The 24,109-nt window shown below is 38.7% G+C and carries 25 protein-coding genes; 10 read left to right on the top strand and 15 right to left on the bottom strand.

The features are described 5' to 3' along the window. Positions 1-62 precede the first annotated feature (62 nt). The 6 genes from DK865_RS13550 to DK865_RS13525 are packed head-to-tail and all read left to right on the top strand — an operon-like array spanning position 63 to position 5,723. On the top strand, positions 63-2,558 hold the full coding sequence (locus tag DK865_RS13550; RefSeq protein ID WP_023582822.1) for a fimbria/pilus outer membrane usher protein: 2,496 nt from the start codon (positions 63-65) through the stop codon (positions 2,556-2,558). Positions 2,559-2,584: 26 nt separating this feature from the next. Then, the gene (locus tag DK865_RS13545) at positions 2,585-3,331 is read left to right on the top strand and encodes a fimbrial biogenesis chaperone (RefSeq protein WP_023582821.1); all 747 of its coding nucleotides are present in this window, start codon (positions 2,585-2,587) and stop codon (positions 3,329-3,331) included. A gap of 4 nt (positions 3,332-3,335) precedes the next feature. After that, a complete protein-coding gene (locus DK865_RS13540) occupies positions 3,336-3,821 on the top strand; it encodes a fimbrial protein (RefSeq protein WP_109392160.1) in 486 nt (161 codons plus the stop codon). Between the two features lie 16 nt (positions 3,822-3,837). Further along, positions 3,838-4,329: a fimbrial protein gene (locus DK865_RS13535; protein ID WP_036913875.1), complete on the top strand. Its 492-nt coding sequence runs from the start codon at positions 3,838-3,840 to the stop codon at positions 4,327-4,329. After that, the gene (locus DK865_RS13530; protein WP_023582818.1) at positions 4,329-4,865 is read left to right on the top strand and encodes a fimbrial protein; all 537 of its coding nucleotides are present in this window, start codon (positions 4,329-4,331) and stop codon (positions 4,863-4,865) included. The genes DK865_RS13535 and DK865_RS13530 overlap by 1 nt, the downstream gene beginning before the upstream one ends. A gap of 6 nt (positions 4,866-4,871) precedes the next feature. Next, positions 4,872-5,723 (top strand): MrpH family fimbial adhesin, encoded by an 852-nt coding sequence (locus DK865_RS13525; protein WP_109392159.1) that lies wholly within the window; start codon positions 4,872-4,874, stop codon positions 5,721-5,723. Positions 5,724-5,801: 78 nt separating this feature from the next. Here the strand turns inward: DK865_RS13525 and dhaM are convergent, their stop codons facing one another. The 4 genes from dhaM to DK865_RS13505 form a co-directional block, all read right to left on the bottom strand. Continuing rightward, a complete protein-coding gene (dhaM, locus tag DK865_RS13520) occupies positions 5,802-7,250 on the bottom strand; it encodes a dihydroxyacetone kinase phosphoryl donor subunit DhaM (RefSeq protein ID WP_023582816.1) in 1,449 nt (482 codons plus the stop codon). 28 nt (positions 7,251-7,278) lie between these two features. Then, positions 7,279-7,911, bottom strand: coding sequence for a dihydroxyacetone kinase subunit DhaL (gene dhaL, locus DK865_RS13515; RefSeq protein ID WP_109392158.1), 633 nt, complete (start codon positions 7,909-7,911; stop codon positions 7,279-7,281). Between the two features lie 29 nt (positions 7,912-7,940). Then, entirely contained in the window at positions 7,941-9,005 is a 1,065-nt protein-coding gene (gene dhaK, locus DK865_RS13510) for a dihydroxyacetone kinase subunit DhaK (protein ID WP_109392157.1), read from the bottom strand. A 273-nt stretch (positions 9,006-9,278) separates the two neighbouring features. Continuing rightward, on the bottom strand, positions 9,279-9,539 hold the full coding sequence (locus tag DK865_RS13505) for an ogr/Delta-like zinc finger family protein (RefSeq protein ID WP_023582814.1): 261 nt from the start codon (positions 9,537-9,539) through the stop codon (positions 9,279-9,281). Positions 9,540-10,117: 578 nt separating this feature from the next. Here DK865_RS13505 and DK865_RS13500 point away from each other — a divergent pair. Together DK865_RS13500 and DK865_RS13495 are read left to right on the top strand one after the other, a co-directional pair. Then, positions 10,118-10,420: a phage holin family protein gene (locus DK865_RS13500; RefSeq protein ID WP_023582813.1), complete on the top strand. Its 303-nt coding sequence runs from the start codon at positions 10,118-10,120 to the stop codon at positions 10,418-10,420. Positions 10,421-10,494: 74 nt separating this feature from the next. Then, entirely contained in the window at positions 10,495-10,812 is a 318-nt protein-coding gene (locus tag DK865_RS13495) for a hypothetical protein (protein ID WP_109392156.1), read from the top strand. Here DK865_RS13495 and tet(H-J) read toward each other — a convergent pair. Next, positions 10,790-11,956 (bottom strand): Tet(H)/Tet(J) family tetracycline efflux MFS transporter, encoded by a 1,167-nt coding sequence (gene tet(H-J), locus DK865_RS13490; RefSeq protein WP_109392155.1) that lies wholly within the window; start codon positions 11,954-11,956, stop codon positions 10,790-10,792. The two genes, DK865_RS13495 and tet(H-J), sit on opposite strands and share 23 nt — an antisense overlap. Positions 11,957-12,048: 92 nt before the next feature. On the opposite strand from tet(H-J), the gene tetR(H) reads away from it, so the two are divergent. After that, positions 12,049-12,672, top strand: coding sequence for a tetracycline resistance transcriptional repressor TetR(H) (gene tetR(H) / locus DK865_RS13485; protein ID WP_109392154.1), 624 nt, complete (start codon positions 12,049-12,051; stop codon positions 12,670-12,672). 2 nt (positions 12,673-12,674) lie between these two features. On the opposite strand, the gene DK865_RS13480 is transcribed toward tetR(H), so the two are convergent. Together DK865_RS13480 and DK865_RS13475 are read right to left on the bottom strand one after the other, a co-directional pair. Beyond that, the gene (locus tag DK865_RS13480) at positions 12,675-13,619 is read right to left on the bottom strand and encodes a diacylglycerol kinase catalytic domain-containing protein (protein WP_023582809.1); all 945 of its coding nucleotides are present in this window, start codon (positions 13,617-13,619) and stop codon (positions 12,675-12,677) included. Next, positions 13,619-14,638 (bottom strand): SPFH domain-containing protein, encoded by a 1,020-nt coding sequence (locus tag DK865_RS13475; protein ID WP_023582808.1) that lies wholly within the window; start codon positions 14,636-14,638, stop codon positions 13,619-13,621. The genes DK865_RS13480 and DK865_RS13475 overlap by 1 nt, the downstream gene beginning before the upstream one ends. A 153-nt stretch (positions 14,639-14,791) precedes the next feature. Between DK865_RS13475 and DK865_RS13470 the strand changes: the two genes are divergently transcribed. Beyond that, a complete protein-coding gene (locus tag DK865_RS13470) occupies positions 14,792-15,505 on the top strand; it encodes an NUDIX hydrolase (protein WP_036913897.1) in 714 nt (237 codons plus the stop codon). On the opposite strand, the gene aes is transcribed toward DK865_RS13470, so the two are convergent. The 8 genes from aes to DK865_RS13430 form a co-directional block, all read right to left on the bottom strand. Further along, positions 15,502-16,470: an acetyl esterase gene (gene aes / locus DK865_RS13465; RefSeq protein ID WP_109392153.1), complete on the bottom strand. Its 969-nt coding sequence runs from the start codon at positions 16,468-16,470 to the stop codon at positions 15,502-15,504. The genes DK865_RS13470 and aes overlap by 4 nt on opposite strands. Before the next feature lie 249 nt (positions 16,471-16,719). Further along, a complete protein-coding gene (locus DK865_RS13460) occupies positions 16,720-18,219 on the bottom strand; it encodes a helix-hairpin-helix domain-containing protein (protein WP_109392152.1) in 1,500 nt (499 codons plus the stop codon). 27 nt (positions 18,220-18,246) lie between these two features. Further along, the gene (locus DK865_RS13455; protein ID WP_109392151.1) at positions 18,247-19,743 is read right to left on the bottom strand and encodes a PP2C family serine/threonine-protein phosphatase; all 1,497 of its coding nucleotides are present in this window, start codon (positions 19,741-19,743) and stop codon (positions 18,247-18,249) included. After that, a complete protein-coding gene (locus tag DK865_RS13450) occupies positions 19,743-20,783 on the bottom strand; it encodes a TerY-C metal binding domain-containing protein (protein WP_036913870.1) in 1,041 nt (346 codons plus the stop codon). Before DK865_RS13450 ends, DK865_RS13455 begins: the two co-directional genes overlap by 1 nt. 105 nt (positions 20,784-20,888) lie before the next feature. Then, the gene (locus tag DK865_RS13445; protein ID WP_023582802.1) at positions 20,889-21,527 is read right to left on the bottom strand and encodes a vWA domain-containing protein; all 639 of its coding nucleotides are present in this window, start codon (positions 21,525-21,527) and stop codon (positions 20,889-20,891) included. Continuing rightward, positions 21,527-22,168, bottom strand: coding sequence for a TerD family protein (locus DK865_RS13440; protein ID WP_109392150.1), 642 nt, complete (start codon positions 22,166-22,168; stop codon positions 21,527-21,529). The genes DK865_RS13445 and DK865_RS13440 overlap by 1 nt, the downstream gene beginning before the upstream one ends. Before the next feature lie 16 nt (positions 22,169-22,184). Further along, positions 22,185-22,823: a vWA domain-containing protein gene (locus DK865_RS13435; RefSeq protein ID WP_036913863.1), complete on the bottom strand. Its 639-nt coding sequence runs from the start codon at positions 22,821-22,823 to the stop codon at positions 22,185-22,187. Between the two features lie 523 nt (positions 22,824-23,346). Further along, positions 23,347-23,838 (bottom strand): hypothetical protein, encoded by a 492-nt coding sequence (locus DK865_RS13430; protein WP_023582799.1) that lies wholly within the window; start codon positions 23,836-23,838, stop codon positions 23,347-23,349. Positions 23,839-24,109: the final 271 nt, after the last annotated feature.

The raw sequence follows: 24,109 nt of genomic DNA, 5'->3' as shown, positions 1-24,109 counted from the left end.
TAGGCGCCATGCATCTCATCAATATTATCTTCTGTTAATAATGCTGAGGATGGCATAGCAAAATGAAAAGCATGAAAATAAATACGATCACAAAAGTAATGCTTTTATTCTTTGTTCCTTTTTCGTTGCCTGTTTTTGCAGAAGAAGCCGTAGATTTTAATACCGACTTCTTAACAGATAAGGGTATTGAAAATACCGATTTTACTAAATTCTCTTACGCAAACTATATTCAGCCGGGCACTCATTTACTGGCGACCGACGTTAATAAACAAAGAGTAAGAAACGAAGAGCCTATTTTATTTTTTACCCCAGATTACAACGCAGAATTATCTATTCCTTGTATTACCCCAGAAGTTTATCCCATTTTAGGTTTAAAGTCTGAATGGGAAAAAAAAGTCACTTGGTTAACCACCGATAATACCCAGTGCCTTGATTTTCGTTCCGTGCCAAATATGAATGCGGTAGGTGATCTCTATACTAGTATTTTAAATATCAGCATTCCTCAAGCTTTTATGGAATATCAAGATCCAAGTTGGGACCCGCCATCACGTTGGGATGATGGTATTGCGGGTTTCTTTCTTGATTACAATATGAGTAATCGTCTTATTCGATATGAAAATAATGGAAAAGGCACTGAAACGGGGACCAATATTAGTGGTGTGATGGGCATTAATATGGGGGCTTGGCGATTGCGTTCAGATTGGCAAGCTTCTGGCGGTAATTTAAATCGCAACGATAAATCATGGCGTTGGAACCAGCTTTATCTTTTTCGTGCTATTCGCTCTTTAGGTGCAAAACTAACGTTAGGTGAACAATATCTTTCATCAGAACTTTTTGACAGTTTCCGTTATCTTGGTGCTTCATTAGAAAGTGATAATGCGATGATCCCGCCGCGTTTACAGGGCTATGCACCTGAAATTGCAGGGGTTGCAAGAACGAATGCCACGGTTATTGTGCGTCAAGATGGTCGTATCGTTTATCAAAATGAAGTGAGCCCAGGGCCATTTCGCATTCAAGACGTTAATACATTCGGGGGCGGTACATTAGATGTTTCTATTGAAGAACAAGATGGTTCTGTTCAAACATTTAAAGTAGAAACATCGCGTTTAGGCACACTGACAAGACCCGGACAGTTTTTATATAAGTTGGTGATGGGTAAGCCCACTAAAAATGAACATGACACTGAAGGCCCCGCATTTTCATTAGGTTCTTTCTCATGGGGGGCGGCGAATAACACCACAATTTATGGTGGATTATTAGCCTCAACAGAATATCAAAATATTGCTTTAGGTTTAGGGCAAGACTTAGCCCCATTTGGGGTGCTTTCTTTTAATATTTCAGCTTCACGAGCTGAGATGGGCAGTAACTTTGATGATAAAACGTTATCAGGTACTTCTTATAATGTTACCTACTCAAAGCAATTTGATGAAATAAACAGTCAGATTACGTTCGCGGGTTATCGTTTCTCTCAACGTGATTATTTAAGTATGACTCAGTTTTTAGATGGTCGTTATCGCGGGCTCCATATTGATAGTGGTAAAGAGCTTTATACTGCCATTTTTGGTACCGCTTTCCCTGATTATAATATCAATACCTATTTAAACTATTCTCGCCAAACCTATTGGAATCGACCTTCAACTGATAACTACAGTTTTACTATTTCTAGTTATTTTGATTGGGCTAATTTTAAAAATTTATCGATTAACTTATCTGCTTATAAAGTGGAATCAAGCCATAACAATGACGAAGGGGTTTATGTGTCATTGGGTGTACCGCTAGAGCGCAATGAAGCCAATATTAGTTATTCAGGATCGTTTAATCGTCACAATACTAGCAATAGCGTTAACTATTATGAGCGACTGAATGAAAGAAGTACGTATAACTTATCCGCGGGTACTTGGGATAGCGATAAAGTGAATTTGTCGGGTTTTTATAACTACGATGGTAATTTAGCAAAACTGACTGCAAGTGGAACTTATACCCAAAATAATCAAAGCGCATTATCGATGCAATTAATGGGGGGAATAACCGTCACTCCAGAAGGGGGAGCATTCCACCGAGTCACTTCAATGGGGAATTCGCGCATATTGGTTGATACCAATAATGTTCAAGATATTCCGATTAAAACAGGTTTAACCCCAATTGAAACTAACCGACATGGTAAAGCGGTTTTAATGGGGGTGCAAAACTATTCTCGTAGCAACATCACCATCGATATTAATAATCTTCCTGAAAAAGCGGATGCCGTTCAATCGTCACAATATGCCACGTTAACCGAAGGGGCGATTGGTTATCGTAAATTTAAGGTGATTGAAGGTGAGAAAGTCTTAGCGGTGATCACGATGGCTGATAAGAAACATCCTCCTTTTGGTGCCAGTGTTTATAACAAAGAAAAATTAGAAGTTGGCATTATTTCAGATGAAGGTTTTGTTTATTTATCAGGTGTAAAAGCAGGTGAAACTTTAGATCTTGCTTGGAATGGCGAAACTTGCCAATTCCAATTACCTCAAGTACTAGAAAATAATTTAAGCAACATGTTGTTGCTTCCTTGTAAGTAATTAAATTTAAGTCAACGGTGAATGAAATGAAATATATCAATATAAGAACATTAGGCGCTATCGCTACACTTTGCCTTTTTTCTCAATCCGCTTATTCCGCTATCGCATTAGATAGAACACGTGTTTTATATAATGAGGGTGAACGCTCAGTCAGTATGGTTTTAGAAAATGAAAATGAATCTAAACCTTATTTAGCACAATCTTGGCTTGAGAATAGTAAAGATGAAAAAATTAATTCTCCTTTTGTGGTAACACCGCCAGTTCAACGTATCGAGGCTGGTAACAAAAGCCAAATTAAAATACAGGCATTACCGGCAACGAATATGTTGCCTACAGACAGAGAAAGTATTTATTACCTTAATGTTCGTGAAATTCCTCCACGCAGTGATTCTCCGAATGTTTTGCAAATCGCATTACAAACAAAAATTAAAGTGTTTTATCGACCCAAAAGCATTGTTGCACCTAGCCGTTTAGAGGCTAATCCAATGGAAAAAGACATTGTGATTGAAAAGCAGAGTGGTAATTACAATGTGAAAAATCCATCGCCTTATTACTTAACTATTACCAAAGTCAGAAAGAACAATACGGAAGTAAAAGACTTTGAAGCGGTGATGATCGAGCCTTTCGGTCAACGTTCATTAGGGACAAAAGTGGGTGATTTAGGTGTAGCACCTGCTATTGAATATCTCAATGATTTCGGTGGATTAGTTGAATTAACATTCCAATGTCGTGGAGATATTTGTTCAGCAAATATCAAAGATAAGAAGGCGTAATATTATGCTTATATTCCGAGGTGTAATACTTTTTCTTTGTCTGAGTTTTCTCGCTCCTTCTGTATGGGCTGTTTCGGGCTTTTTAAGAATTACGGTGAGCGGAAGTGTGGAGTCACGCCCTTGCAAGGTTAACGATGGTAAACCTATCGAAGTAAACTTTAATGATGTGATGACCACAAGAATAGAAAACGAAAATTATAAACAAAAAATGGATTACACCTTGGATTGTAAAACAACAGGTGATCCAAGTATGTCGCTGAAATTTACAGGAGATGGCGCAGGATTTGATACACGCTATTTAAAAACCAGTGTGGCAGATTTGGGGGTGTTATTTAAAACCACGGATACCAATATTTATATGACAACACCGTTTAAGTTTAACTATCAAACTAGACCTGAGCTTTATGCGATGCTCGTGAAAAAAAGTGGCGCCACGCTACCAACCGGGGCCTTTACTGCAACTGCAACTATGCAGGTTTATTACAACTAACAGAGGAATAAACAACATGCGTTATTATCCATTCCTCACAATGTTATTTTTATTTTCTGTATTTTCTTCACCCAGTTTGGCAAAAGATAATGAAACACAAGTATTGATTAAAGGTAATTTACTAACGCCACCGCCTTGTAAAGTGAATGACGGCAATATGATTGAGGTAAATTTTGGTCCTGTAGCAATAAAAACAATTAAAGGTTACGACCAAAAAAGAGAAATTAATTACCAAATAACCTGTGAAGAAAATTTAAATAACTGGAATATGTATTTATCGATTGATGGTAATAAAAGTAGCTTCGATCCTAATGGGCTGAGAACCAATATTAATGAATTAACCGTAAAATTTATGCTGGGCGATTCCATTATTGATTTAAATAAAAAGTATTCGGTTAATTTAAATAATCCTGAAAAAATTTGGGCAGTATTGGTGAAAAAAGAAAATAGTGAACTGACACCGGGTAATTTTACCGCGGGTGGCACATTGTTTGTGGAGTACCAATAATGAATAAATTGACCTTATCTCGTTCTATTATTGGTAGTTGTTTATTATTGTCTTCTACGGTTTTTGCTGCTGAAAATATGCATATTTTCGGTTCATTAATTATCGCGCCTTGTAAAGTTTTACCTGAGCATTCTCAAGTCGATGTTGTTTTTGATGAAATTCGCTTGGATGATATTTATAAAAGTTATTTTGAATTTGAGAAAAAGGATTTCAAAATTACTTTATCAGAATGTGATATCTCTATTGCCAAGCAGGTGAAAATTAAGTTTGAAGGGGCAACGCATAATGAACTTGCTGGATTATTGGCATTAGATGATAGCGCTAATAATCCTGATTTAGGCATAAAAATTACTACCAAAGAAGGTGTCCCTGTTAAATTAGGGGATTACACCAGTCTATATAATATTCCTAATAATGGCATTTTTGAGCTGAACTTTATTGCTTATTTACAAGCGACAGCAAAAGCGATTGCAGACAAATCAATTAAACCGGGACATTTCTCTGCTACTGCCGTGTTTTCTTTGAAATATGAGTAAAAGATAATGAAAAAAATACAGCAAATTTTAAAGTTATTAATTGTACTATGTGGCTTTTCACTCTTTAGCGTACAAGCAGGTTATTTTACTTATATTACTAAATCGGGTCCTTCTCCAGAGATTAAAGGTAATATTCGTTATGACTACGTGTTGGAATATTGGACAGAGATGGGGTTTACGCCAAACCCTTGTAAAAGTTTAGGGTTGAGTGGGCGGTGTTATATTCAGTTAAATCACTTCCACTCAAAACCTAATAAGGGAGGAACGGGTACTGAGCATCGAGCAAGATGGCGGTGTGATGTCGATTTACAACATTTAAGCTCTATGGCGGAAATACGCGATGTGGCTGTTAATCAATGCGGTCTGACTTTCCCTTATGTGAATTATAGTACCCATGCAGGCTCTGTAACCGTTGATGAATGTATCGCTTTCTTTATGACAAGTAGCCCAACAGGTGGTAGCGGAAGAATGGTACCTGGTGGTGTATGTGGTATTGCTCCACCGCCTGAAGGTAAATGTGCATTTATTTCTAATAATCTTACTATTTCACATGGCGTGCTTGATGTGACACAAGTTAATGGTAATGAGGCGGAAGAACAATTTGCGCTTACGTGTAATGAAACTATGCCAGTAAAAATTACCAGCTCGATGGAAGATCATTTTTTAAACTTAAAACCCGATGGGAGCATCCGTTCTTTTTTAACATTAAATGGTTCACCTGCGTCAATAGGAACACAGGTTAATGCAATAAAGAACGAATACACTTATGTGAGAGTGATGTCAAAACTTCAAACTTATGGCACACCTTCATTAGGTAATTTTAGTGGTACTACGACATTGGTATTATCAATACCTTAATAATTATAAGAGTCAATAATGACCTATTATCGATAGCGTTTTTCGTTGACTTACCCGCACATTATTGTGCGGGTTTTTTTATAGCGTTATCGGTTCAATAATTAATTCGCCCTTATTGGTATCGAGTTTTAACTTTTGGGATTCAGTGACTTTTAATAGCGTAGCGCCTAAATTGACTAACATAGGTAAGCGCATTTCAGCCGCGATAATGGCGCTGTGAGAGCGGCTATCCCCTTTTGCTAAAGCAATACCGACCAATTGACTATCCACTAATTGAATTAATGTGGAAGGGAAAAGCTCTTTTGCGACCAAAATCGCGGGTTGTGACGGAGTAAAGCTTGGGCGAGTTTTATCTTGTAAATGGTAAAGCACTTGATTACGTAGATCACGAAGATCGAGTTCACGCGCGCGTAAATAGGGATCGGTGAGTGCACAATACAATTGTGTTCTTTCTTGCATTTCATCCGACCAACTTTGCTGTGCACTGATCTTCTCTGCTTTGATACGATCAATCACGCTAGTGATTAACTCATCATCATCTAACATCATGATATGACCGTTAAAAATAGCACCTACATGCTCACCTAATTTTTGACTCGCTTTATTGGCATTCTGTTTTAGTGCTTTTAACGTGCTTTTTATTGCAAAATTAAGTTTGCCAATTTGAGCATGAATATCAATCGGTTCAGATAAGTTTTCGACGGGTGAGAGTTCTATTTCATGCCAAACAAAAGCGGGAGCTTTAATTTGAGAGACGGGCGCTAAAATACCTTTTAATGTGATGGTATTAGAATCAGAAGGTAGCTCTTCACCAAAGCCATTTCGGGCTAGTTCAAGAAACGCCTCAATTGCCTCATCTTCTTGTTCACCAGAGGCAATTAGCGTTATCTCATCACCTTGGCTAATTTGTATTAATGAAAGCTGATTTAAACTGAGAGGATTAATACGTCTATCCCCTTTAACTAGTTGATAATCAGCATGAAAAGCAGAAAGCACCTCAACTAATGTTGCCGCAGGTCTTACGTGTAAACCATGAGGGTTACGAACGACCCAACTTGCCTCTTTACCATGAATTTTGACCGGAGCATTAATGTCATTTTTAGGTTGAACGAAATTTTCACCCAGTTGAATTTTCTTTGGATATAAAGAATTTGAAGCTTCTTCAATCACTTTTTCTAGAGATGCCCCTGAAGATGCCGCTACAACTGCTGCAAGTGTCCCTTCAACTAAAGGGGCTGAACAGAGGGTGACTTTCTCCGCTAACTCTGGCTCCAGTAACTCAATCGCAGTTTCTGCACTTAATATTGCACTTCCTAAATCCATCATCACAACAATAGATTGTGCTTGTGAAAGTGATTCTATCGCGGTCATAATTTTAACGGCATCAGTACCAATCGCATGTGCTTCATCGTTGATGCCTGCGGCAACCGCAAGTTGGCAATGAGCCGGATTAAGCATCTGACTGGCAAGTTCTGCTACACCATCAGCGAGATGTTTACTATGAGAAACAATAACAATATTTATCATGGTAGACCTTTATTGGTTGCTTGGTCAGCTATGCATTAATGCTATTAGCAAGGGCTTGTATCATCAGTACCACAGAAGCACTGCCGGGATCTTTATGTCCGATGCTACGCTCACCTAAGTAGCTTGCTCGTCCTTTTCTAGCTTGCATTGGAATGGTGTTTTCAGCGGCTTTTTCAGCGACTACTAGTGCTTGAGTGAGCGCTTCTTTGAGAGAAAGATTTTGTTCGTTGGCGTGTTTTAATGACTCAACCACCGGCCACCAAACATCACACATGGTTTTGTCATTTGGCTCTGCTTTTCCTCGGCTTACAATGCCATCTACACCTTCTGTTACCATTTCAACAAGTTGATTAAGTTCTAGGTTTTGTAATGAAGCAGTCGGTTTGGCGGCACGAATAAAGAAGGTACCAAATAGAGGGCCACTTGCGCCGCCAATATTTGACAGCAATGTCATGCCCGTCGTTTTGAGGATAGTGCCAATATCTTGTCCTTCAAATTCAGGTAATTTCTCCTGCACTTTTCTAAAGCCACGGTTCATATTCAAGCCGTGGTCAGCATCACCAATTTCACGATCTAAATCCGTTAAATAATCGCTATTTTGTTCAAACAGCAATGCACATTGCTGTAACCAAAGAATAATTTGAGCATGAGTTAACGCCATTGTTTGTTCCTTTTTTTGTTATTAAAGATTTATTTCACCATCGCAGGTGTATGTACAGGGGCATCCCATAAGGTAAGTAATTCGTTATCAACTTTTAATAACGTGATTGAGATCCCCGACATATCAAGCGAAGTACAATAAGAACCTATTAAAGAACGTTCGATGGTTAAGCCAAATTTTTCACAGCATTGAGTTAAACGGTGATAAACACCATACAGTTCAGATTGTGGTGTGGCACCCAGATTATTGACTAAAACAATGACGCGATCGCCAGATTTTAACGGCTGTTTTTCCTGGTTTTCATCGATCCAAGTGCCATTTTTACGATCCCAATTGCGGATCACCCGTTGGTAGTGACCATGCTCAATTAAGGTATTAAACATGGCATCAACCGTATCGTTGAGAGAAGTAAATTTACGGCGGTCAATACCCGGTTCACCGTGAATACCGACACCAAACTCCATTTCATTTTCAGGTAAAGTAAAAGAGGGTTTCCCTGCGGCTGGAACCGTGCAGGCTTCCAAGGCTATGCCGATAGAAAAACCATTGTTATTGATGTGATGACCTAATTTAACCAGTTCATCAAGAGAGTCGCCTCTTTCGGCAGCCGCACCCAGTAGTTTTTCTATTAAAACGGTATTGGCAACACCACGGCGTCCTGCGGTATATAAGCTATCTTTGACCGCAACATCATCATCAACTAATACCGTGGCGATTTTTATACCTTCGTCATGCAGTAGCTCTGTCGCTGTTTCAAAGTTAAGCACATCACCGGTGTAGTTTTTCACGATCATTAAAACACCTTCACCGCTATCAATCTCTTTGGCACAGTCATACATTTTATCTGGTGTGGGTGATGTAAATATTTCACCCGGGCATGCGCCATCAAGCATTCCTTTACCGACAAACCCTGCATGCATGGGTTCATGCCCACTACCACCACCGGACAAAAGAGCAACTTTACCTTTTACTGGAGCATCTTTTCGCGTGACATAAAAAGAGGAGGGATGAAGTTTGATTTCAGGGTGAGCTTTTGCAAAGCCTTGTAGTTGTTCAGATAACACATCATCAACTCGATTAATCAGCTTTTTCATCTTAAATGCTCCAATTTGAAATTTGTGTTTAGTCTTCAAACCAGAAATAGGGTGTCTGGTTTGGGAGGCTGACAAATTATTTATTAAAGGATTGGCAAACACCGCATCAATAAGCGGTGTTGTTTTATTTAAAACATAAGAATTATTTTTATTTAGCTTAAAAATGAATCTACATCATTTATCTTTCTATAAGAATAGGTTAGTCAAATAACCTGTCAGAATGAGAGCAAGATCATAAAAATAAATGAAAAAGAGAGTCTCTGTTTGTGATGATTACATGCCTTGCAAAAGTGTAAGTGCTTTCTCTCGTTGTTCTGGAGAAAGATTTTTAATGACATCTAATAACAATGTATCTTTGTTTTTTGCGCTTGGCATAAGGGTGTGACTAAAAGTGAGGTTTAAAACAAAGGTATGCCCGCATTCAGGATCACGACAAGCACAATAGAGATCGGATAACTCTTTGTGTTTGCGATTACTTTTCTTTATAAGCGCTTTTTCACCACATTCAGGACAAAAAATAGTTAAGACACGCATATTATTTTTCTCTTTACTAAGGGCTATCAGATACCTTCTATATTAGCTCAAATTTGTATTATAACCAGCCTATTTATTGTTTTTTTATATAAATATTTGTTTTTAGGTTATTTAAAAGTGCTTAAAACAAGTTTATTTGTTTTATTCACTGTAAATAGTTCGGTTATTGTCGGCTAAAGCTTCATAACCGACGTTAACCGAACAAACTTACTAGCCTGAAATACAAACTTTGTAGATAATAGCTTCACGTTAAATCATACGGAGATAAGCAACATATTGAATTTATTGTTTATTCTTTTTGTTGGTTTTCAGTGTGAGTAGAAAACAATAGACAAGGATGTCTATTACAAGTTAACAAGGAAGTTAGCAGTAATATAGCTGAATCGCCTGTTGTTTACCGCAAATGGATGTTGCGTATCGTTGAAATAAAAGGAACTTACGTTATCTCAATCGGGAATTTATTCAGTGACACAGGGTCGTGGTTTACTGCTAATTCTTTACAGATTATCTGATGAATGTTGGGAGGTGAGGGTTCTTTTTACGAAAAAAGAAAGTGTAATCAGAGATGAGGTGTATTCATGGATGAATATAACAGCACATTGATATCGTTAGTCATAGTGGGCGCTTTTATTGCATTAGGGAAGATGCTCGTTGCGAATGAAACAATGACATTAAGATTGTTTATCGGCAAAATTATTTTAGGCTCTGCGGTTTCTGTTGTTGCTGGCGCACTGCTTATTTTATGGCCTGGAATTGATTCTGTCGCAGTAATGGGGATCGGCTCAGCGCTCGGTATTGTGGGTTATCAATTAGTCGAGATCGGGTTACGTAAACGAGGTAATCAATTTTTTTCAGGGAAAGAAAAAGATGATACCAAGTAAAAAGTGCAACATGTTTTCATCATAATAAAAGTCGATAAAATCAGTTTTATCTCGAATGACTAAGGAGTTAGGTCATGTTCAACACACAAGCGTTATATGCATGGATTGCACTACTGGCGTTTAGTTTGGGTTGGATTGCTCAAGGATGGCATCGAGATAATATAGCGTTAGAACAACGGATGTTAATAACGGCAATCGAAGATCAAGCAAACATGGATGCTTGTCTTGATCTTCAACTTTTTTCTTTATTGCAATATCAACACAATCAAGAAATAGCAAAGGCAGATTTTGAACATGACTGTGTTAATACCGATTTTATTACGCTATTTAATAACACGCGATGTGAAGTGATGAGTGCTTATTATTACGTTATTGATGAAAATAGGCATTAATTAATAACGCACCATAAAGTACTGCCCCTAACATCCACAATAAACCATCCCAATAAGCAACACTATAACTATAAATTAAGGAAAATAAGAGTGGACCAATAATTCCAGTAATATTGGTTAAGCTCACAAGTGTACCTTGTAATTTCCCTTGTGCATTATCATCGATTGATTTCGATAAATAACCTTGTAAAGCAGGTTGCCCCATTCCTCCCGCAGCTAAGCAAATTAATGCAGGCAAGATCACCCAAACTTGACCAATCCACGCTAATAATAAACAGCCCACCATATCAATAGACATACTGATCATAATAGTGGCTTTTTCACCCCATTTTTGTGCTAATTTTCCAGCGACAACAGCCTGAAAGAAAATATGTAAGACACCTAGAACAGCCAAAGACATCCCAACAGAGGTTGTGTTCCAATCAAAACGGTATTGCGTAAATAGCACCCAGATCGTGGCGGGAATTTGACCGATAAGCTGGATAATAAAATAAGCTACCAGCCAAAAATAGAGGCTTTTCTTAATAAAGCAGGTGACTGAATTTGATGTTGTTTGGTTTTTAGGTGTGCTATTTGCAACAAGGGCTTCTTTTTTTTGTGTTTCATGGAAAAAGAGCAAAGAGAGTATTAATAATACCGAGTGTGAAAGCGCTGCAAAGATAAATGGTGTGTGAGCACTAATTTCACCTAACAATCCTCCCAGCATTGGCCCAATAATAAGACCAACACCAAAAGCGCCACCTAAGAAGCCAAAATAGCGAGTACGATTGTTTATGGGCGTAATATCGCTCATAGCTGATGCACATACAGCACCTGTTGCGCCCGTAATACCGGCGATGATACGCCCAATATAAAGCATCCAAAGAGTGGTTGAAAATGCCATTAAAAGGTAGTCGAGGGCGGCACCTAAAAGTGAAAATATCAAGATAGGTTTTCTGCCGTATTGATCAGATAGTCGTCCTAAAATAGGTGCAAAAATAACCTGCATGCTAGCATAGAGCGCTAATAGCACACCGTAATGGGTCGCGAGCGAATTTTCACTGACAAATTCATTTAATAGCGTAGGGAGTACTGGCATGATAAGCCCGATGCCAATGGCATCTAATACGGTGATCAGCAGTATGATAATAATTGATTTATTCATTGAGATCCTAAAAAATCTATCACTGATAGAGTTGGTGTAAAATAACTCTATCAGTGATAGATTGTCAAGGCTGTTTTAGTTTGAGGTAGATAATGGCAAAGCTAAATAAAGAACAAGTTATTGATAATGCGTTGATTTTACTTAATGAAGTTGGTGTCGAAGGATTAACAACGCGTAAGTTGGCACAAAAAATCGGTGTTGAGCAACCAACGCTTTATTGGCATGTAAAAAATAAGCGCGCTTTGTTGGATGCATTAGCAGAAACTATTTTGCAAAAACATCATCATCATGTTTTGCCATTGCCTAATGAAACGTGGCAGGATTTTTTGCGAAATAATGCGAAAAGCTTTCGCCAAGCCTTATTAATGTATCGTGATGGTGGCAAAATCCATGCAGGAACACGCCCGTCTGAAAGCCAATTTGAGACATCAGAACAGCAACTACAGTTTTTGTGTGATGCTGGATTTAGTTTATCTCAAGCCACATATGCACTGAGTTCTATTGCGCATTTCACATTAGGTTCAGTGCTTGAAACGCAAGAGCATCAAGAAAGCCAAAAAGAGCGTAAAAAACCAGAGACGGATGTTATTGCCTATCCGCCATTATTAACCCAAGCCGTTGCAATTATGGATAGTGATAATGGTGATGCGGCATTTCTGTTTGTCCTTGATGTGATGATCTCTGGACTTGAAACGGTATTAAAGAGCGCTCAATAAATCTAAATACGCTGACGTCCTTTTTGGCTAATTAATTGCCCTTGTATGTCAGCAATACTAATGTGGGCAATGCAACCGGCATTAAATTGTAAATAGTCATCTTCGATGCCATCAGAGAAAATTACGCCATTTTCTGGCATCAAAGATTCTAATTGCAAAGGGGAATCGGGCTCAATAGTGCCAAAAGTCAGCGCGACGCCTGTCGTCCTACTTGGAAACGGTTCTCTTACACTAAATTGTAATTTTCGCTCGCTCCAGCTAAAACCTTGTAACAGAGGGTGCGAGGAGCCCCCCGTAATTGCCATCGCACCGGCAAGAATAGATTGAAACCAACCAGTTGATCCCAATCCTGTTGAGACAATAATGCCTGATGACGATTGCGCTTCTTGGGCGCCACTCCATTGCAAAATATATCGTGCAGAGGTGTGGCTTTTAGGACCAATAAATAAGTCATTCACCGCTAATAATGATTGACCATCGTTGGTTGTTGCTTGCGCAAAAGTAACTGTTTTAAAAGGCATCTTCTTGTTAATGGTATTAATAACTGTCTCTTTTAATTGTCCAATCTCGAAAGGTAATAATTTGCCATCCCATCTTGATGGATCAGGGTTTATGGCAATAATGGGCTGTCCATTAAGATATTTCAGCGTATTAGCTACCAGCCCATCTTGACCAATCACCACTACAATATCGTGGGGTGAGAATTGATAGCTAGGTAATAAACCTCTTTCTAAAAGTTGAAAACGTCCTAATGATTTTAAAATCAGCTCCGCTTCTGTGAGTTGCTTTTGATATAAATTGTGTTCATTGAGGTAATCCTTTACCTCAACATTGTTGTGTTCTAGATAGAATTTGGCTTGTGACCAAGTATTAAACCGCTCAATTAATTCCTGTAAGCGACTTTTTCTCATCACCAGCACAAAGCGAAAATCTTCGTTACGTTGCATTATTTATTCCCTTTTTTCATGAATTGGCTAAATAAATCAGGGGTGATATTGAGTTCGCCGATTTTCCCTGAATTCAGCGCTAAGGTTTCAAATGCCATTGCCATCAATTGTTGTGAGTCCATTTTTGCTAGTGCCATGGCTTTTAGATTCTCAACCGGCAATTCACGATAAGCACGCATGGTCGCTTCAATAGCATAAGCATCGGCGTCTGATTGTGTTCGTTGATTTTCAGCACTTAATGCGACCAGCTCTTTGCGTTTTGCTTCTGCATTAACCTTGGCTTCAAGGCGCTCTTTTTCAATTTCAGCTTGTTCCCTTAATAATGTACGTTCGTTTTCTAAACGTGCTTCTTCAATCTCTTGGCGTTTACGTTGAACCGATAAATCGGTTTCTAGTTCAGCTTCTTTAATGGTGCGTTCTTGTTCTACTGAGAATTTACGACGCGCATAAATGGCATCATCGGCTTCTTTCAGTAAGGATTCTCTCGCTTCGGCTTCGAGTGCTTTTAAGGTTTCTGGTGATGGCGTGATTGCCGCAATAGAAACGTCTAAAATCGCAATACCTAATGCTTCTAATGATGGGTGTTCAATTAATTGTTCCATCACCAAAGTGACTAATGATTGGCTAAGTAATAACGCTTCTCTAAGAGGCGTGCTTTGGATCTTTGCTTGAATTAAGGTTTGTGCAATACGCACAACACGATCACTGAGTTTGAGTGGATCTTCAGAGGCATAGGATTTGCCGTTTTTGCTCAAGTTAAAGTTAAGCACTTCTGCGGCTTTTTCCGGTGTTTTAACCTGAAAGGAGATTTGCCCTTGAATGCGTAAACCCTGAAAGTCCGAGGTTTGAAAGTTAAAAATAAAAGGAGCTTCTTGCGCGTTTAAAGGTAATGCTGCAATAGAGGTTGTGGCTGAGTTATACCAAAAGCTCAAGCCTTTGCCTTGTTGACGAACGTTACCATTGACGGATTTTATAATGAATGTTGATGAGTCAGCTTTAAAGTAATTTAAGTTAAACATAGTTTTTCTCCAGTTAGTGTCTTTATGACAATAACTGGATTGTGTCTTATCGACACTATGCTTGTCAACTGATTTAGTGTCTTTATGACAAAATTTGATTTTTTGCTGTTTAACCTTAAAATAGTTTTATCGTTTTCTAATAAAACTTACGCCATGAATGAACAAGATTTTTTAGCCAGCTATAACCGCCGTGATTTCCTATCTCCACTGATTACTGTTGATGCGGTACTGTTTACTTATCATGAAGAGCAGTTAAAAGTATTGTTGGTGAAAAGAGGGGAACATCCTGAAAAAGGAAAATGGGGTTTACCCGGTGGATTTGTCGATGAAATGAAGGACAAATGCCTTGAAGATACTGTGCTAAGAAAATTAAAAGAGAAAACAGGGGTGATCCCCCCTTATATTGAGCAACTCTGTTCTGTGGGAAATAACCAGCGTGATGCAAGAGGTTGGTCTGTGACGGTCTGTTATACCGCGTTGATTGCACATCAAGCCTGTGAAGCACATATTGATACCGTGGATTCGGTAATCTGGTGTCCTATTGATGAGATTGCACAACAAAGCTTAGCGTTTGATCACCATGAATTAATTGCACAAGCAAGAGAGCGATTAAAGCAAAAGTCACTCTATTCGATTGTTCCCGGATTTGCATTGCCAGAAGTGTTTACTTTGCCAGAGTTACAACATGTTCATGAAATTCTGATTGGTAAAGAGATCCAGAAAAAATCATTTAGACGACGGATCGAACAAGCCGATTTATTGGTTGATACGGGAGAAAAACGGGCAGAGAGAGGACGCCCCGCAAGTCTGTATCGACTTAAAGAGGCGTCGGCGGATTATCGTTTTATTCGTAATCTTGAGTTTTAATTATTGAGTTGTTTAACAAAATAATCGGCGCCATCTCGAATGGCGTCATCCGCGATTTTCATCATGCGTGAATAATGTAAAAAGGCATGTAATGTGCCGGGATACATTTTATATTCACAAGCTAATTGATGCGCTTCTAAGGTTTTAAATAGCGTCACGCTATCATCAATTAGCGGATCGTACTCAGCGCTGGCGATAAAGCAAGGGGGAATATCTTGCGTTAGATCGTTATTAAATAAGCAATAATAAGGAGCATCACGATTGCCTAACGCGGTTAAGTAGGCATTATCATACTCTTCGAGATCTTGCTGGCGTAATCCATCCCATTCACCCCCATAAAGCCGACGGCTGGTGGAATCGCGTAAGCCATATAATCCATACCAAAGCAAAGCGGCACAGATATTACCACAGTGAATTTGTTTGTCGCGTAGCCATAATACAGTAGCCAGCGATAGCATAGCGCCCGCAGAATCACCTGCAAAACCAATATGTTGTGTATTAATACCATAGTGTTTTGCATTTTGATGATAATACTGACAAACCTGTGCTGATTCATCAATCGCTTGTGGATAATGCGCTTCTGGTGACAGTGAATAATCAATACCAATCACAGTACAACAGGTATAGCAGGCAAGCAGTCGCATTATGCGATCGTGGGTATCTAAATTCCCTAAAATAAAACCACCACCATGAAGATAATAGAGGGTGGCTGGTGTTTTTTCTTTGGGTTGATAAAGACGTGTTAATACCTCGCCATAAGACGTGTTAACGGAAATATCTCGAATACTAAACATCTCTGGTGCATCTGCATTCCAATAACGTCTGTCTTGATTATAAGCAAGGCGCATCGAAGGGTAGTCATTACTTTCCGGCGCAGGTTGCAGATTATCTGCATAAAATTGCATGACTTGTTGCATTTCTGGCGAAATAAGTTCTAGCACATTGATTTTATTTTTAGTTTTCATTAGCCCCTCCAATTATCACTGTGCGGTATTGTAAGTGTGAGGGATTAATAAACTGGGATCTTGATATCCAATATTGAACGTTAGTGCTAGATAGTAAGGGTGAGATGTGAATATGTGATCTGACTTTAATTTAAATAGAACAGCTGAAATAAGATTATTGCCCCGTTTTTCTTAAAAAATAAGTTAAGAATTTAATCAATAAAAAGAGAATAACCCTTTGTTAATCAAGTGGGTTATTCTCTTTCTTTATTAATTTGAGACTAATTGCACCACAACCAGTCGTCCGCCTTCTTCAGTTGATAACACAAATTGTAATCCATCTGTCAGCGCAATTTTATCGCCAATAGGGATCGGTTTTTTCTCCGGTAATACCATTAATCCCTTAATACGCTCATTAACCAGCCACCATGTTGAATTGTGATAAACAAAATAACCAACACGCTTTTTCTGTTCATCAGTGGTGCGTTCATTGGGCGCAATAAGACGATTAACGTGCCAAGGGAAGAGTGATTGATTACTCCAAACCATTAAGCGGTGATCGTCCGGTCTAAAGCTACCAGCCTTACGCGAAGAGTAGAGGTTTAAAATCGGTAATTGACCTTTATAAGGTGTGTGACAATAAGGACAAACGGGCTGTGTTTTGCCAGAAAAAACATACCATTGCTGTTCACAATCTTTATTTTGACAAGGCTGAACTAAATCTACCGTTTTGACTAAAGCCGTCTCCCATTCATCTGCGGTAGGGCGTTGTGAAGGATCGTGTAATCCTGTAATAAAGGCTCTTTCAAAAAGAGGCGTTAGGTAGGGGCCCATAATCGTGTATGGGATCTTTTCAGGATCAGCCCAAGGTAGCGATGACGGTTTTACCTGATTCAGTTTTACTGCATTGCTACGATCAGTTGGATGCTCAATAAACAACGCTTTTTCACCCATAGAGAGTGTTTCATCACGCATTTCATCGTCAAGATCGTGAATTTTACCGCCCCGTAAAGGATGGCGATAAAACAGATACATGTAGATTAATACCGCAAGGGCGTGTCTATCTGTTGTGATACTGGGCAAGATACGGTTAGGATCTTCTTTCGGTAAATGACTGGTTTTTACCACCTCTGGCGCAATAAAATCAGGGGTTCCCACGACATCAGGGGGGTATTTTCCAGGAACCACTAAACCATCAATATCAATGACACAGGCATGACCTTGCTCAGGATCGATAAGGACGTTTTTATAACTTAAATCACTATGACATAAGCCTGCCGCATGCATTCTGCGTACAGCACGAGAGAGTAATAAACAGACTTTCAAGTAATTTAATAGATTGCCTCTTTCGCGGGGATCGAGAAATTTATTTTGGTTATTGGCGCTTGCAAACCATTTACCTTCTTTTTCTCGACCTTTTATCGCAAGAAAGTCATTGTTTTTAGAACCATATTTAAAGAAAAAGTGGGATTGATAAGTCGGAACAACAATACCAATTTTGCCTTGATGTTCGACAACATCTGTTGGCCAGCAAAAGAGGTTTTTCCAATATTCGCCACCACTTTGTTCAAAGATATTATGTCGATAATTGCCTGTGATCATATCGATTCTATCTTTGGCTTGCGCATTCTGTTTTGTTTTGTAGAAGGCAACAACATAGGTTCGGTCAGGGGAAAAATAGACATCTTTCATTGAGCCAGAGCCAATAATCTCATTGACGTACTGAACTGTTTTTCCACTTTGCGTTGTACAGGTAATGATCTCTGCCATGAAACTCACCCATTCTCTCTTTTATGATTACCAAGCCACAACCAGAGTGCGGTCATCGTGATTGCCTGCTGAAAAGAAATTCAGCCATTCAGCCAATGCGTTATCTGCATTTTCAGGAGAGGCTAAACAAGGCGATATTTCATCAATAAGTGCAGTCCATTTATTGGGATCTTGTAAGCCATTATCCGTTTCAAATACCGGATCGGACACCCCGTCTGTCATTAAAATAAGATGTGAAATCTCTTTCCACTTACCAATAATAATGCGTCGATTAAATTCAGCATCGTTGAGCGCACTATCATCAAGAAAACGGGTTTGTCCTGCATATTCACCACTATCGGGAATACCTAAAACACGCACTTTTCCTGCGGGGCCATAAGCGGCAATCGCACCATCTCCCATCCAAAATGAAGCCGCAAATAACTCATTATTGATGCGTAAAGAAACGGTGGCTAATAAGGTCGTAGAAAAAGATTTTACCGGTTCATTAATATGAATGGCTTCGTTTTTAAGGTTATTAATCGCTAATTGCGCCGCATTACGAAAAAGTTGGGCAAAAAAGCTACCCACTTGATTAATCGCGTTGTTGTCATTCCATTGATGGATGGCCTCAAGATGAGGTTTAAATGCTGCGTTTTCTACGCTTAACTGTGATTTTAAATAGTGACTTACGGTATTGATAGCAATGCGTGAGCCTTCTCGAGAATAACGCGCACTGCCTGCACCATCCGCGACAATTAAAATACTCCATTGGCTTTGGTTATCGTGATGAATATAAAAATCATCATCACGGAAAGTGCCGGCATGTTCATGAGAACGTCCGCGGCGGCTTGCACCAGCAATACGAATGTCTTTTTCAAGGATCAGTTTGCTATCAATATGTGCTTTGGGATAAGGACTATCAGCAGGAGGCTCATTGATTTGCCATAAACTACGCGGATCAGGATTGATAATTAATAAGACTTCATTTTGATAGCGAATGGCATTAACAGACCAATGGATAACCAAGGTGAAATTGCCACTTTTTGTTGGCATACCGACTAAGCAGCAACTTTCATGATCAAAGGTTATTCCAAGCTCTTCTGGAACATCAACCGCTTCAATTTCGGCAATTTCGAGAGTATTTAGCTCGATATTGAGCGTGGAGTTGAACGCGGTACCTACTTTGGCATTAGAAAGGGTAATTTTTGCCGTAGGGCGCTGAATAATCGGTTTTTCTGTTGGCATTGATGATGAATGTGTTGGAATTTGACCTGGTTTTAATGGCTTCTCTTCTGGTAATGCGATTTCTTCAGAGGTTAAATCACGAGCGGGTGGCAATAACAGAAGAATAGGTTGTACTTTGTCTTGCGGTGTTATTTTTTCTGCTGTTTTGGTTTTGATTTTATTAATAATAAAATCAATGTGTTGGGATATTTCCACATCTTCATACAGCGCAATAACGAGCTCTTCATGGACGGGGATACGATGTTGTGTCAGCGTGTCATCAATAATCAGTTTTGTGAGTAGGGCTTTTTTATCCATTAGCCTTTACCTCGTGTGACATCAAAGTCAGATTGGTTGCTGTTATCACCAAAGGTGATGTTGTTATCACACCAAGGGCAAATAACGGTTTCAGGGCCATTTACACAGAGTAATTTACCACATTGGCAAACGGCAAAAGCTGTCGCATTGCCACAATAAGGGCAACCGGGCGTACCATGAAGTTCGCTGGTGTTAACTTGATATGCCGTGGCGCTGAGATCACTCCATGTAAAGTAATCTTCATTTAAGGTGTAGCAGCCCGTTAAGTTAAAGCCATTAAGGTTGAGATTAAAATCGAGCCCTGACGCTTTCATTGGCGGGCGTTCATATTTCATTAAGTAAGGTGAGCGTGTGTGGCTACAACGCCCGACAAAAGTGACACAAGATTCATCATAGGCACGAGCAACATCATCTTTTGCAAGACGAACAATATGCTCTGTTTGGCTTAAAAGTGGTGGTGGCTCTTCGCCAACACTTCGGCTATGAGAAACCACTGACATCGTTATCCATTTAATGAAACGTGTAAAATCGCCTTCTTGTGCTTCAGTAAATAACAGCACATTTTCAGTTAATTGCGACAGTACATGTAAGTCTGCACTTAAGCCTAATCCAATCGCAATTAAGTTAACTTTGTTGGCATAGTGGGCTTTCCAGCGCGTGATCTCTTGTGCGTAATCATCGGTAGGTCTGCCGTCAGTTAAAAGGTAAACGACAGGTTTCCAATCGCCTTTTTGTTCAAGCGTGGTTTTCCTGACTTGAGTGTCGATTTGGTGAGAAAGTTCACGTAATGCGCTGCCTAATGAAGTGCCTCCACCTAAAGGAAGTTGAGGAGGATAAAAAGAGACGACTTCAGTAAGTGGAACAATGGTTTTAGCAACGCCAGCAAAGGCGATAACAGAAACACACGCTGTTTCAAGGGCGTGGGGATCTCGCCTTAGATCGTTAATAATCGTCGTTAGACCGTCATTCATCTTTTTAAGGTTTTCACCGATCATCGACTCTGAACAATCTAAAACAAAGAAAATGGGGAGCCTTCTCATTGTTATACCTTATCGCTTTATCGTGGCTGTTATATATTGTGATGGATAAACCAACGCTTGAATAAAATAAAAGCAAAGCCTTTTTAAGCGCTTTGCTTTTGTGGATCACAGTACCAGTTGGATTTCAGGCGGTGGCGGCGGTAGAGTATCTTTATCTGTATTCACGCCAGCACTTGAACTGCCGGAGGCGACACTGGCAGAAACCCATTTAAAAAAGCCAGAAAAAGCATTGGAGTCTAGCGTTTCTAAAGCGACCACTTGAGAGGTGAGTTCTTTCAGGTGATCGTGTTTGGCTTTAGGACCCACTGCGCAAGCGATGATCGAACCAAATGAACGTTTTTTCACCTCTTTAATTGCTTCACCATAGGCGTAAGCATCAGAAGGTGTGCCATCTGTCATTAAAAAGACGAGAGGACGCCAGTCCCCTTTTTGGTCACCATCGGAACGCTTAATATCACGATCAACACACTGGATTAAACATTCTAGCGCTGCACCCGTGAAAGTACCGCCAGAGCTAGGTACGGTGATATCAGAGAATTGAAAATCTTCTAATGCAGTTAATGGGATAAATTCTCGTGCCTCGTTATCATAGGTAATGATAGAGATATGCACACTTTCTAATGCGTAAGGATCTTGTCTCAATGCATTAAGCATTGTTTGTATCCCCACGTTAACTGCATGAATAGATTCACCTCTCATTGATCCTGAAGTATCAATTAGCAGGTAAACAGGAAGTCTTCTCATTAGGTGAAGTCCTTTAAGTAAGAAATAAAGCTATCTGAACTTGATGGCTCACCAATGGCGTTAAGTTTCCAGCCATTTTCTTCTCTGACTAATTCAGCAAACAGCATTGAACGTTGATTGTTGAAGGCTTCGCCTCCAGATAAATCAAAACGAGCCATTTCTATATTTTTTGCATCAACTGCACGAATAAAGGCGTTTTGTACTTTACCAAAGTGTTGTTGTCGTTCTCGACCATTGTAAATCTGAACAATAAAGACAATTTTGGTAAATTTAGGATCGAGTGTGTTTAATTTCACGATGATCTGCTCATCGTCGCCATCACCAGCACCTGTTCGGTTATCACCGGTTAACCAAATTTGCCCTGATTTGTGTTGTAGACTATTGAAGAAAATAATATCGCCGTTGACGAGAGAAGGTTGCCCACCTTCAATTTTACCTAAATCGTTGACTTTGCCGTTTTCACCACATAAGAAGGCGATAACATCTAAATCGTATTCTTCGCTTTTTTTACCAAAAAGCCCGCCAAGGAATCCGCGTTTTTCTTCGTTGATATCCCAGCCTAAACCGATAGTGACAGAGGAAAGGTCATATTCATTTTTCTTTAAACTAACACCTTGTCCTTTTTTTAAACTAATAGACATATTCATTCCTTTTTATTTAAAGTACAACGTTAACCTCAGGAGGGGGTGGCGGTAAGTCATCAAGCTCACTAATCTCTTTCTTAGTTAAATCGACCTTTTGACTCCCTACAGAAATACTGGCTGAAACCCACTTAAAGAAAGACTTAATGGTGTTGGAATCTGCCGTATCTAGCTGTAATACAATTTCAGTGATATTTTTGAGTACATCCGTTTGTGCTGATTGTCCTGCTGCACATGCAATAACAACGCCAGTGCGTGCGGCTTTAAATTTCTCAACGCCTTTTTTCCAATCGTCGGTGGGCGCGCCATCTGTCATCACAAAGACCAACGGGCGCCAATCGCCTTTTGTTTCAGCTGTGGTTTTTTGTACTTCTTTTTCAATCCGGCTAGAAACTAAAGTGAGCGCAGAACCTAATGCGGTTGTTCCACTTGCGACTAAATCAGGGACTTTAAAATTGATTAAATCAGTGAGTGGCACAATCTGTTGTGCGGTTGAGTCAAAGGTGATGATAGAAATATAAGCGGTTTCTAATGCGTAAGGATCTTGGCGTAGTGTTGATAAGAGCATTTCAACGCCATTTTTTACTGCTGCAATAGGTTCTCCATGCATGGAGCCTGATGTATCAAGTAAAAGGTAAACTGGCAATCTTCTCATGCATTTATCCTGTGAGTGAGATAGAAATAAGCGATTAATATACTAACCGACTCATGAAGGTGTTCAATTGAGATTATGCTTAGTTTAATTAAATTAGAGAGAAAACGCAGTGATGATTGTCCGATATTATTAATCTGAATGAAGATAGTATGAAAAGTAAAATAAAAGAGGAATTTACCTGTTTATTACCCTTTAATTGAGTGATGAAGCGATTTTCTTTTATTAAAGAAAATGTATTTTATTGAATTGTCCTAATAAGAGTAATATTAAATGAAGGGCTAATAATGATTAAGTATAAATACGCCTTTTAACTAAAAATAGTAAAATTTATAAAAATCAATAAATTCAAAGCATTATGTGTTATTGTTTTTTTGTTTTTAAAGTTATTTAAAATACAACAAAAGTATAATTAAATATATAAATTAACTTTATTAAATAAGTTTTTTATACGTTTTTTTATTTTTGTCATTTTATAAAAAATAACTTGATACCGAAGTGTCAAGTTACTTTTTATTATTTAATTTTAATTCTTTTTTTCTTTTTCTTTCTCTGCTATTTCAGCAAGTGTTGATTGAATTAAATTTTCAATATAGTGATCAACTAATAATTCAACAGCTTCACTACGTGTGGAATTATTTAAATAAGATAATCTATCAATCTTGCGTAATGCCGACATTTTTAATGAAAGTGAAACAGATTTCTTCTTATCTTTATCAAGATAAACTCGGCTTGTCATTCCATTGTGGCGAAGATCTTCACTGGCGGATAATGCCTCACGCATACGGCGTAATGCCTTACTATCGAGTTGACCTCGTTCAGTCATTTGATAGGCGCGAGAAGCTTTGCTGTATTTTATTTCAGCACCATAAGAATCTCTTATCTCTTTTAATACGCGAGTTAACGTAGGCTCTGAGCATTCAAGAGCAGAAATAATCTTAATGGTTGGAACCTTTTTTCCTGAACTTAAAAGAGTTGCCAGTGTAAAGACTCTGACCTGACGAGTGCTTAATTGCATGCTTAGTTACCATTTATTATGTCATTCGTGTGTTAAAATATTCAGCAATAATTTCTATTATTTTTGTTCTGCGTTAACAAAGATAAATAAAATAAGCTTCCTATTAAATGTAGTATAAATTAATAATTGAAATAAAAAAAATGCACTTTTTTAAATAAAAAATTTTATGTTATTTTTATAAGTTCTAGTTAAAGATAACATGCTTTAACTAGAAACTTATAAATCAAAATCAATATAAGATAATTATTTTATCTCATAGAGACTCCTGCCC

The sequence above is a fragment of the Proteus cibi genome (assembly GCF_003144405.1).
Taxonomy (GTDB): domain Bacteria; phylum Pseudomonadota; class Gammaproteobacteria; order Enterobacterales; family Enterobacteriaceae; genus Proteus; species Proteus cibi.
Note: the sequence above shows the minus strand (reverse complement) of the source record. Positions and strands in the feature narration are given on the sequence as shown.

Coding starts and splice junctions, on each gene's coding strand:
- dhaM (WP_023582816.1), bottom strand. CDS start 7,250: ATGATAAATATTGTTATTGTTTCTCATAGTAAACATCTCGCTGATGGT.
- DK865_RS13445 (WP_023582802.1), bottom strand. CDS start 21,527: ATGAGAAGACTTCCTGTTTACCTGCTAATTGATACTTCAGGATCAATG.
- DK865_RS13435 (WP_036913863.1), bottom strand. CDS start 22,823: ATGAGAAGATTGCCAGTTTACCTTTTACTTGATACATCAGGCTCCATG.
- DK865_RS13525 (WP_109392159.1), top strand. CDS start 4,872: ATGAAAAAAATACAGCAAATTTTAAAGTTATTAATTGTACTATGTGGC.
- DK865_RS13550 (WP_023582822.1), top strand. CDS start 63: ATGAAAAGCATGAAAATAAATACGATCACAAAAGTAATGCTTTTATTC.
- DK865_RS13495 (WP_109392156.1), top strand. CDS start 10,495: ATGTTCAACACACAAGCGTTATATGCATGGATTGCACTACTGGCGTTT.
- DK865_RS13475 (WP_023582808.1), bottom strand. CDS start 14,638: ATGTTTAACTTAAATTACTTTAAAGCTGACTCATCAACATTCATTATA.
- DK865_RS13500 (WP_023582813.1), top strand. CDS start 10,118: ATGGATGAATATAACAGCACATTGATATCGTTAGTCATAGTGGGCGCT.
- DK865_RS13535 (WP_036913875.1), top strand. CDS start 3,838: ATGCGTTATTATCCATTCCTCACAATGTTATTTTTATTTTCTGTATTT.
- DK865_RS13450 (WP_036913870.1), bottom strand. CDS start 20,783: ATGAGAAGGCTCCCCATTTTCTTTGTTTTAGATTGTTCAGAGTCGATG.
- DK865_RS13430 (WP_023582799.1), bottom strand. CDS start 23,838: ATGCAATTAAGCACTCGTCAGGTCAGAGTCTTTACACTGGCAACTCTT.
- DK865_RS13530 (WP_023582818.1), top strand. CDS start 4,329: ATGAATAAATTGACCTTATCTCGTTCTATTATTGGTAGTTGTTTATTA.
- DK865_RS13545 (WP_023582821.1), top strand. CDS start 2,585: ATGAAATATATCAATATAAGAACATTAGGCGCTATCGCTACACTTTGC.
- DK865_RS13505 (WP_023582814.1), bottom strand. CDS start 9,539: ATGCGTGTCTTAACTATTTTTTGTCCTGAATGTGGTGAAAAAGCGCTT.
- dhaK (WP_109392157.1), bottom strand. CDS start 9,005: ATGAAAAAGCTGATTAATCGAGTTGATGATGTGTTATCTGAACAACTA.
- aes (WP_109392153.1), bottom strand. CDS start 16,470: ATGAAAACTAAAAATAAAATCAATGTGCTAGAACTTATTTCGCCAGAA.
- DK865_RS13440 (WP_109392150.1), bottom strand. CDS start 22,168: ATGTCTATTAGTTTAAAAAAAGGACAAGGTGTTAGTTTAAAGAAAAAT.
- DK865_RS13480 (WP_023582809.1), bottom strand. CDS start 13,619: ATGCAACGTAACGAAGATTTTCGCTTTGTGCTGGTGATGAGAAAAAGT.
- DK865_RS13540 (WP_109392160.1), top strand. CDS start 3,336: ATGCTTATATTCCGAGGTGTAATACTTTTTCTTTGTCTGAGTTTTCTC.
- DK865_RS13455 (WP_109392151.1), bottom strand. CDS start 19,743: ATGGATAAAAAAGCCCTACTCACAAAACTGATTATTGATGACACGCTG.
- dhaL (WP_109392158.1), bottom strand. CDS start 7,911: ATGGCGTTAACTCATGCTCAAATTATTCTTTGGTTACAGCAATGTGCA.
- DK865_RS13460 (WP_109392152.1), bottom strand. CDS start 18,219: ATGGCAGAGATCATTACCTGTACAACGCAAAGTGGAAAAACAGTTCAG.
- DK865_RS13470 (WP_036913897.1), top strand. CDS start 14,792: ATGAATGAACAAGATTTTTTAGCCAGCTATAACCGCCGTGATTTCCTA.